Origin of the sequence: Methanosarcina sp. UBA5 (assembly GCF_002505485.1) — an archaeon.
Lineage (GTDB): Archaea > Halobacteriota > Methanosarcinia > Methanosarcinales > Methanosarcinaceae > Methanosarcina.
In genome coordinates, this window is sequence record NZ_DAVG01000036.1 from 1 (window position 1) to 7498 (window position 7498).

The window sequence follows — 7498 nt, forward strand, 5'->3', positions numbered from 1 at the left end:
GTGGACGATGGCCGATTACGATGGTGATGGTATCCCTGATCTTATTTTCATCAAAACAAGAAATACTGGTACAGGAAGAGTTGAAGTTCACATAGCTTCAGGAGCATCAAATTATCAAACAAGGATTCTTGAGACAGGAACCACGTTCCTACCTGGGACGGATGGAGTGTGGGCGATGGCCGATTACGATCGTGATGATATCCCTGATCTTGTTTTCATCAAAACAAGAAATACCGGTACAGGAACAGTTGAAGTTCATGTAGCAGGGGGTACTTAACTTCAAAGGTATCTTCTACAAAAGATATAGGAGTATTACCGGGTAATATTCTGTGCTTCCAATGCATTTGCGCATCGATTTTTAAATTAGGAGAACAATATTCAAGTGTGTCTAATTCAGCACTTTCTAAATATGTGAATTTGTTGGCGAGAAATTCGGTGCATTTTTCAGCAAATTGAGTGTTTCTAAGATCATAGCATCCGTTTGAAGTAGGTGACAGCTAATTAGTAATTTGTACCATACTCTTCGAAACGGGAATTCAATTCCGATCTTACGAATCCAAGAGGAATCAAGTTTTGCTTTGATTTACCTAGAGATTTTGGACAACAATGTTTATCTATAAGGGATATCGCAGTTATAATTGCCGCAGTTACATAAATCATCGGGAGTGCTATATTCGCTCCCCTTATATCTTTTTTTAATAACATAATCATATGTTATATCCTGAAATGATTTCGTTTATTTTAAGATATAAGCATAAGTTGCGTAATTTAAAAAAAGCAGAGTTTATAGTGTAAAATCTGTGTATCTTCGTAAGAATCAAATTTTGCAAATACTTTGAGACACGAACTTTTAGCATAGAATGTTCGTATTTCGGGAGAAAATAACTCATTTTTCCATTAAGATTTAGAATATTCTTCGCTAAATACGAACCTTTTAATATTCTGTTCGTGTGCTATTTCTTATGGATAATGGACTTGTTACCTCTGATGGAACAAAGGTTCTCACAGTTGCGGAATATGACCAATTTGTTAATTTTATTCCAATGAAGTTCAGGCCTATTTTTGAAGTCAATACAATTACAGGCCTTCGATACGTGGAGCTTCAAAGGCTACATGATCATGAAGAATGGTACTATACAGAAAGAAATCAGATAATCCTTCCTAAAGAGGCACAGAGGAAAATAAAACAAAAACTTGTAAAGAGGACAATTGATAAGTTACCAGCTACATTTCCCTATCTCTTCAAGGCTTTCCTAGAGTGCAAGAGACCACCAGCACGTAATACTTGGTTTGAGGACCTTGAAAGATGGAGCTACAAAGCCAGTATTACTCCAAAGGTCAATCCAAAGACTCCAAGGAAGACAATTGAAAGTTGGATGTTGAAGGCAGGCATACCAGAGATTGAAATATACAGCAGGCAAGGACACGATCCTATTACCAGTCTTAGACATTACCAGAGTCTTTCTTTTACAAATTACGAAATGAAGGATATAGAAAAGAGGCTCATAGAATGGGGAATTCTTACAAGATAACTCATAAACTGGTTCCGTTGCAAAACATCTGAGTATTTTACAAAATCAATGAAAACATTCACAATTAGGGAAGTTACTCATTTTCATCACCCGAAAAAATAGTACATAAAATTCTTGCAGGAAAACTCCAATAAATTTCCAGGTTATTTCCACGAGAAAACAAGTGCGTAAGCCTGATCAGAACTTAGATACAAGAACATAACATTTTAAAAAACTGAAATGTTAAGTATATAATCACGATAGGTAGACCTGTTTTTAAAGAACTCTACATATAAAAAATGAAGTACATGATGTGATCACCCCCCCCTCAATGTTAAGTAGTACAGTAGTAGTAGCAGGGTTTAGACTGTAAACGGAAGGAAAAAGAGTCTAAAAGATTAAGCTAATTATTTAGCTTAATATCATAAGTAAAAAGCAATGTTGTTAAGTTTAGAAATTAATACTATAAATAAATATATGATTTATTCATATTGAGAGCAAAAAAATGATATTATATTATATGCTTCAATTCTTGAACGAAGGATGCTACTGCTATACTACTTAACATTGAGGGGGGTGGGTTCATGTTAAGTACTACGTCATGTTATTATCATATATTCAATAAATGCACCTACTGATCTTGATTCAATACTTAACATTGTATTTTTTGTGGTTGTTAAGTTTCGGTAGCTATAAATGAGAACAGTGTTCATAGAAATGCTCAGGTGATGCTATGGAGACTAAGCAATCTGACGAATCCGATCGGTCAGCGTTATATCAGGCTTTGTTTGTGCCAAACAATCCCATCTTTAAAGAAGAAAAGATGCTCAGTAAGAGCTACGTACCCGAAAACATTATTGGGAGAAATAAACAACTTGAGCAGATCGCCGCAAACCTGGCGCCAATTACAAGACATGGGGATCCTATCAACATGTATATCTGGGGCGGCAGTGGAGTCGGAAAAACGATTACAATCCGTCATGTACTCTCGATTTTAGACTATGGACTTCATGAAAATAGTGACAATACTCATGTGGACTTCATCCGGATAGATTCTACATCAATCAATAGTGATGTCCTTGTTTGTCGCGAGATTCTCTTGTATTTAACCGCAACTATTCCTCAAACAGGTTTTACCTTTGCTCAATACCTTCGCTCTATTTGGAGCGAGATTGACCGCGTAGCAAGCAATTACGATTACTATGCGTTGATCATTTTCTTTGATGAAATTGATAAATTTAAGGATCCCAATAATGTTCTCTATCAGTTTTCGAGAGCAATGGAGAACAAACGGATTAAGTCTTCAAACTCCACTATAGGGATCATCACCGCATCAAACAAAAAAGACTTTCTGAACTCGTTAGACAATAAAGTGCAGTCCTCTGCCGGGTTTGTGTATCTGCAGTTTCCGGATTATAGCGAACAGGAACTTTGCGAGATTTTAACAGATAGAATTGAAGCGTTTCAGCCTGGTGTAATCACAGGAGCTGAGATCAGATACTGTGCAAAGCGCGTAGCAGAGGGCTTTCATGGAGATGCTCGTAGGGCAATTGATACAATTCACGTTGCGGGAAAAATTGCCTCAGATCAGCGTTGCAAGCGAATCACTACTCAGCATATTGATCTCGCAGAGCAGGAAATAACAAATACAGCAACGATGGAAATGATGACTAAGTTTTCGAAGCATGACCAGTACTTAATCACTGCCATTTACTTATGCAACAGGATTATCAAAGCTGAGAAAATAAACTCATCACCGAACACAGGCACCGTTTTTAGCGTATATCAGGCAGTTTGTAGGACAGTGAATGAGTCACCAACGAGTGAAGGGCATATTTCAAGAAGAATTTCAGATCTTGATGATAAGCAGTTGATCCATGCTCAAAAGGTTAAAGGCTATGGGAACACGAGGTTCATTACTCTGTCTTCGGATACCGAATCGGCAATTGATTTAATCTATATCGATCCTCTTAAGACACAGATTGAGGCAAACATTTCGGATATAGAATCAATTGTGATGACCACAATAAAACGTACTAGAAAGCCTTTCGCAGAGTTTTCCAAATTTATGTAAGACAGAGTTCGGTTCACGAGCTCATCCAGGCTGCAGGCAGACAAGAAAGTAGATCAGAAAAAGCAGGGTTCCGTTGCAAAAGCATAGAAATAAACTTGAATTTATCTTTCTTATTTATAGGTGTGTAGTCTGTGGGATCTGGAATAATTTTTCAGTATTCGGTGATATATATTAGAAGGGCAAAACCCGCCAACTACGCAGTACCTTATTCTATATACAACTTCGAGTTCCTACCATCGAATGTTACAGAGTACTCATCAAGAATGTTTCTACCTATCAAGATGTCTCCTGCTGCATCGTTATAAAAAACTTCGATATCTTTGTGTCTATTCTGAAGGAACTCTAAGTCTATAAAAGTATACCATGTATTAACTGTGTCCCCAACAACACTTACACTTGCCATTAAATCCTTATCTAACCCGAGTTTAAACCAGATGTCTTCGGGTATGACAATTGCATCTGAACCCGTATCAAGATATGCGCAGGCTTTATGTCTTTTTCCTAAAACTGGATTAATGAGAGTTACAACGACAAGAGGGTCATTATCGTAATAATCAAAAGTAGATTTTTTATACATAGTTTCTATTCCTAAGGCGAGCAACTGAAGGATTTTTACCTACTCTACGCACAAAAAAACGGTGGCCTGGACGTTCTTTTCTTGCTTTTAAACTAACATCTTTAAGGTGATCACCGACCGATACAAGATCATTAGCATCAACATCTATGGCTATTATTTTTCCATTGTATAGTCTTTCCCATTCTTCCTTATGGGCTTCATAGATATGTTTTGCTTCTACATCGAATTTATTAGAATCTGACATTGTGCTCACCTTTTCAGTTAGTTCTTTACTGTGAATTATGTCTTATTATCTAAATAACAATATCGGCTTTGGCAGTGTGCCAACTTTTCTGTAAGATCATAAATCTCAAAAAGTTATTGAGTAGTAAATTCCATATCGGAAGATCAATTTTTTCCATATTAAGCAAAAACTTGACCTAAAAATTTACAGCAAATTCGAGACACTGCCTTTAAGGCGCAAACAAAAATAAAAAATCAGGGTTCCGTTGCAAAAAAATCTGGCTTTTGTACAGATTATTGAAAACTTGAACCGGGATATTGAAACACTTCTCAATGGCATCGAAAATCAAACACAGGAGCATTAAAATTCTGTTAAAATCTGAGCATCCTATTTATATTTAGGTCTTCTGCTAGTGATTCAGTTTTGAAAAAAGCCCTATTTTCCGGACAGTTCTTCAAAAAACTTAAAAATGTACAGGCGAATAGAAATAACATGGATAAATTTAAATGGACTCTTTGAAAGCGTAGGACAGCTTACCTCCTTGCCTGTGAGCCTCTGAAATATAAAGAAGTCGCAGCAAAACTAAATATCACCGAGCAAACACTCTGGAATTATCGACAGCACCCGGAATTTAATCGAAAGGTGGGACAGATTGCAGCTAGGGAAGACCGATTACGAATGGAAACACGTTTAGCAATTGAATTGAAAAAGCTTGGGCTCGTTTAAGTCAGCGAGGTCTTTTTCTCTAATCCTATGTGAGTTTACACAAATTTTTTATATGTTTGAGCCAGTTATCTTTTATGGCGCGAACTAAAGAAAAGCATTCTATCGTTGTCATAATACTTTTAGTGATCGTAGTTTGGGTTGCATATATATTGTTTGTAGACCCGGGAATGATTACCATAAGATGACTCTCTTCAAAACTCCAGTAGTTTTGATTGCTTTCTGATTTAGTAAGTTGTTTTAACTCTTTCACTTATTTTTCATTGAAATATTATTCAGAAAAACTTCTTCTATAGTTTTGATAGGGCAGAAGGTCATATTTAGATTGCGAAGCAGACCTCGTTTTGTAGATGTGCAGGAAGCTTTTGGGGAAGAGCTTCCTGCAATTCTCATTGTACTAATCTAATTCTTAACTTCTATTGCTTTATAATTAATCAAAGTTGAACTTGTATTCAATATGAAGGCTCTAAAATAAGATACTCTTTTATTACTCCATAACATTTTAACTTAAAAAAGTGGAGTGTTTGTATCTTGAAACGAATTGCAATTGCTCTAATTATCTTTCTATTATTAACAAGTCTGGCTTCAGCTGCTACTCTAAACGTAGGCCCAAAAGAGAAATACAAAACCATTCAAAGTGCAGTAAACGTAGCCCATAATGGCGACACTATCAAAGTTGCATCTGGCACATACAAAGAGACAGTCATAATTGATAAGTCAGTCAATTTCTACGGCACTAAATACCCGAAAGTGAATGGTTTTGAGTATTTTGGAGCAGATTCGGATATAAACGGTTTTTCGATTACAAAAGATGGGGTATCTTCGGACTATGCAGGAGGTGGAACTATTCGGAATAACTATTTTTACAATTGTAACATCGATCTTGCGGGTTCATCTTCAAGTGCTTCATCAGTGATTAACAATCAGATCACTGGTGGGACAATTATATTGTATGAAACCATGGGTGAGATCCCAATCAAAGGAAATATTATTTCCAAATCAAAATGTGGTCTGTATATAGGTGATATGGCAGGAGCTTCACCGGTCACAAAAAACACGTTCAAGAATTGTCAATACGGAGTGTACATCTATACTGATAAGAATCCTGGGAGAATACCGCAGTTTTCAGGTAACAAGTATATCAAAAATAAAGTAAATATTGGTTGGGGCACTGATTACTGATTTTAAAAACCATTTGCGCTTATTTCCAAAACTCCCACCACTTCTTATTTTTTGTCGTTGCTGGGGCTTCTATCTGCTTAACCTCCACAGTCTTAAAGTAATGAGCAAACACATTAAGCATTTCTATTTCAATGTATCATTGTGACCCAAAGAGGAAGCCCTTTAAATATTGCCAGCGAGTAAATTTTTGTTCTTGTGTGTTCTTTGTTTCTTGTGCTTCTGGCAACAACCTGAGGTTTAGCCTGCCATTCTCCTGTATTACCGACTGAAGCGAAAAAGCCTGTTTCTCTATCTGTTGATCTTTGATTACGATCTGTCCTTTTAGGAACTCTAGTTGTTTCTCCATCTTCCCCTTCAAATCCTGATTATGCTTTTCTAACTCTTCAGATCTAGTGCGCAGCTGTGCAAACTCCACAAGGTCTGGAGCTTTCTTTAAGTTCTCTTCCAGGTTTTTTATCTGCCTTGTGTAATCCTCTTTACTACGGCTTACTTCATCCTTACTACGCTTTACTTCCTCTTGTAAAGCTTGTATTTCTTCCTTACTACGGTTTACTTCTTCTTGCAGTATTTGTATTTCTTTTTCCTTCTCTTGTAGTAAAGTCTTAATCGTTGTGTCCTCTTGATCTGGATTACACAGTAGTAAATTAAGGCCTTCTATGATGCACTCTGTATTACTTGTGTACTTCTCTGTCTTTATGGCTGCCTGGACTTCCTCATAAAGCTCTGTGGGGATCTTTGCACTTATCGAGGATTTCATAGAGATGTAGTAAAGTTTTACTAAATGATTAAATTTTTTACTTCGATGTAGTAAAGGTGTATTCCGGGTATTGACTTTTATAATTTTCTTTTTATTTTGCCTATGTGTTTCTTACAAAAAAATCCTCTTAACGTGTACACTCATCGATAGGAAAAATTTTCTACCCAAAAATGGAATAAGCCTCTTGATGTCTAATTTTCACATATGTATGGTTGCTTGTATTCCAAAGTCTCCGGAACATCTCCATTTATAAATTCTCTATTAATATTACCTATGGTTTTCTTACTGCATTTTTTTCAATTATTAGTTTAAAGTTAAAATTTAAAAGATTACTTTTTTTATCTTATAATTTTAAGATCTTTAACATTATAAGGCAATTTAAAAAGTTTCTTATGTTTGTATCTCATATCATAGGTAGTTCTCAATTATGAGAATAAATGATAAAAAAGGA

At 36.0% G+C, this 7498-nt stretch carries 7 protein-coding genes; 4 read left to right on the top strand and 3 right to left on the bottom strand.

Annotated features, from left to right (window positions below):
- From BP621_RS03485 to BP621_RS03495, 3 genes are all read left to right on the top strand, one after another.
- Window positions 1-277 (top strand): FG-GAP repeat domain-containing protein (locus BP621_RS03485; RefSeq protein WP_292387976.1); only part of this gene is annotated, 277 nt, incomplete at its 5' end.
- A 685-nt stretch (window positions 278-962) separates the two neighbouring features.
- Window positions 963-1532 (top strand): tyrosine-type recombinase/integrase, encoded by a 570-nt coding sequence (locus BP621_RS03490; RefSeq protein ID WP_292387977.1) that lies wholly within the window; start codon window positions 963-965, stop codon window positions 1530-1532.
- 712 nt (window positions 1533-2244) lie between these two features.
- Window positions 2245-3585, top strand: coding sequence for a Cdc6/Cdc18 family protein (locus BP621_RS03495; RefSeq protein WP_292387979.1), 1341 nt, complete (start codon window positions 2245-2247; stop codon window positions 3583-3585).
- Between the two features lie 205 nt (window positions 3586-3790).
- Here the strand turns inward: BP621_RS03495 and BP621_RS03500 are convergent, their stop codons facing one another.
- Together BP621_RS03500 and BP621_RS03505 are read right to left on the bottom strand one after the other, a co-directional pair.
- Complete coding sequence (locus BP621_RS03500) at window positions 3791-4162, bottom strand: hypothetical protein (RefSeq protein ID WP_292387980.1); 372 nt, start codon at window positions 4160-4162, stop codon at window positions 3791-3793.
- Window positions 4155-4415, bottom strand: a complete 261-nt coding sequence (locus tag BP621_RS03505; protein ID WP_292387981.1) for a hypothetical protein — start codon at window positions 4413-4415, stop codon at window positions 4155-4157. Before BP621_RS03505 ends, BP621_RS03500 begins: the two co-directional genes overlap by 8 nt.
- Window positions 4416-5639: 1224 nt before the next feature.
- On the opposite strand from BP621_RS03505, the gene BP621_RS03510 reads away from it, so the two are divergent.
- On the top strand, window positions 5640-6290 hold the full coding sequence (locus BP621_RS03510; protein ID WP_292387983.1) for a NosD domain-containing protein: 651 nt from the start codon (window positions 5640-5642) through the stop codon (window positions 6288-6290).
- Window positions 6291-6426: 136 nt separating this feature from the next.
- On the opposite strand, the gene BP621_RS03515 is transcribed toward BP621_RS03510, so the two are convergent.
- Complete coding sequence (locus BP621_RS03515) at window positions 6427-7047, bottom strand: hypothetical protein (RefSeq protein WP_292387985.1); 621 nt, start codon at window positions 7045-7047, stop codon at window positions 6427-6429.
- Window positions 7048-7498 lie beyond the last annotated feature (451 nt).

What these genes read in the sequence shown, in the direction of transcription:
- BP621_RS03490 (WP_292387977.1), top strand. Translation starts at nt 963, where the DNA reads ATGGATAATGGACTTGTTACCTCTGATGGAACAAAGGTTCTCACAGTT.
- BP621_RS03495 (WP_292387979.1), top strand. Translation starts at nt 2,245, where the DNA reads ATGGAGACTAAGCAATCTGACGAATCCGATCGGTCAGCGTTATATCAG.
- BP621_RS03500 (WP_292387980.1), bottom strand. Translation starts at nt 4,162, where the DNA reads ATGTATAAAAAATCTACTTTTGATTATTACGATAATGACCCTCTTGTC.
- BP621_RS03515 (WP_292387985.1), bottom strand. Translation starts at nt 7,047, where the DNA reads ATGAAATCCTCGATAAGTGCAAAGATCCCCACAGAGCTTTATGAGGAA.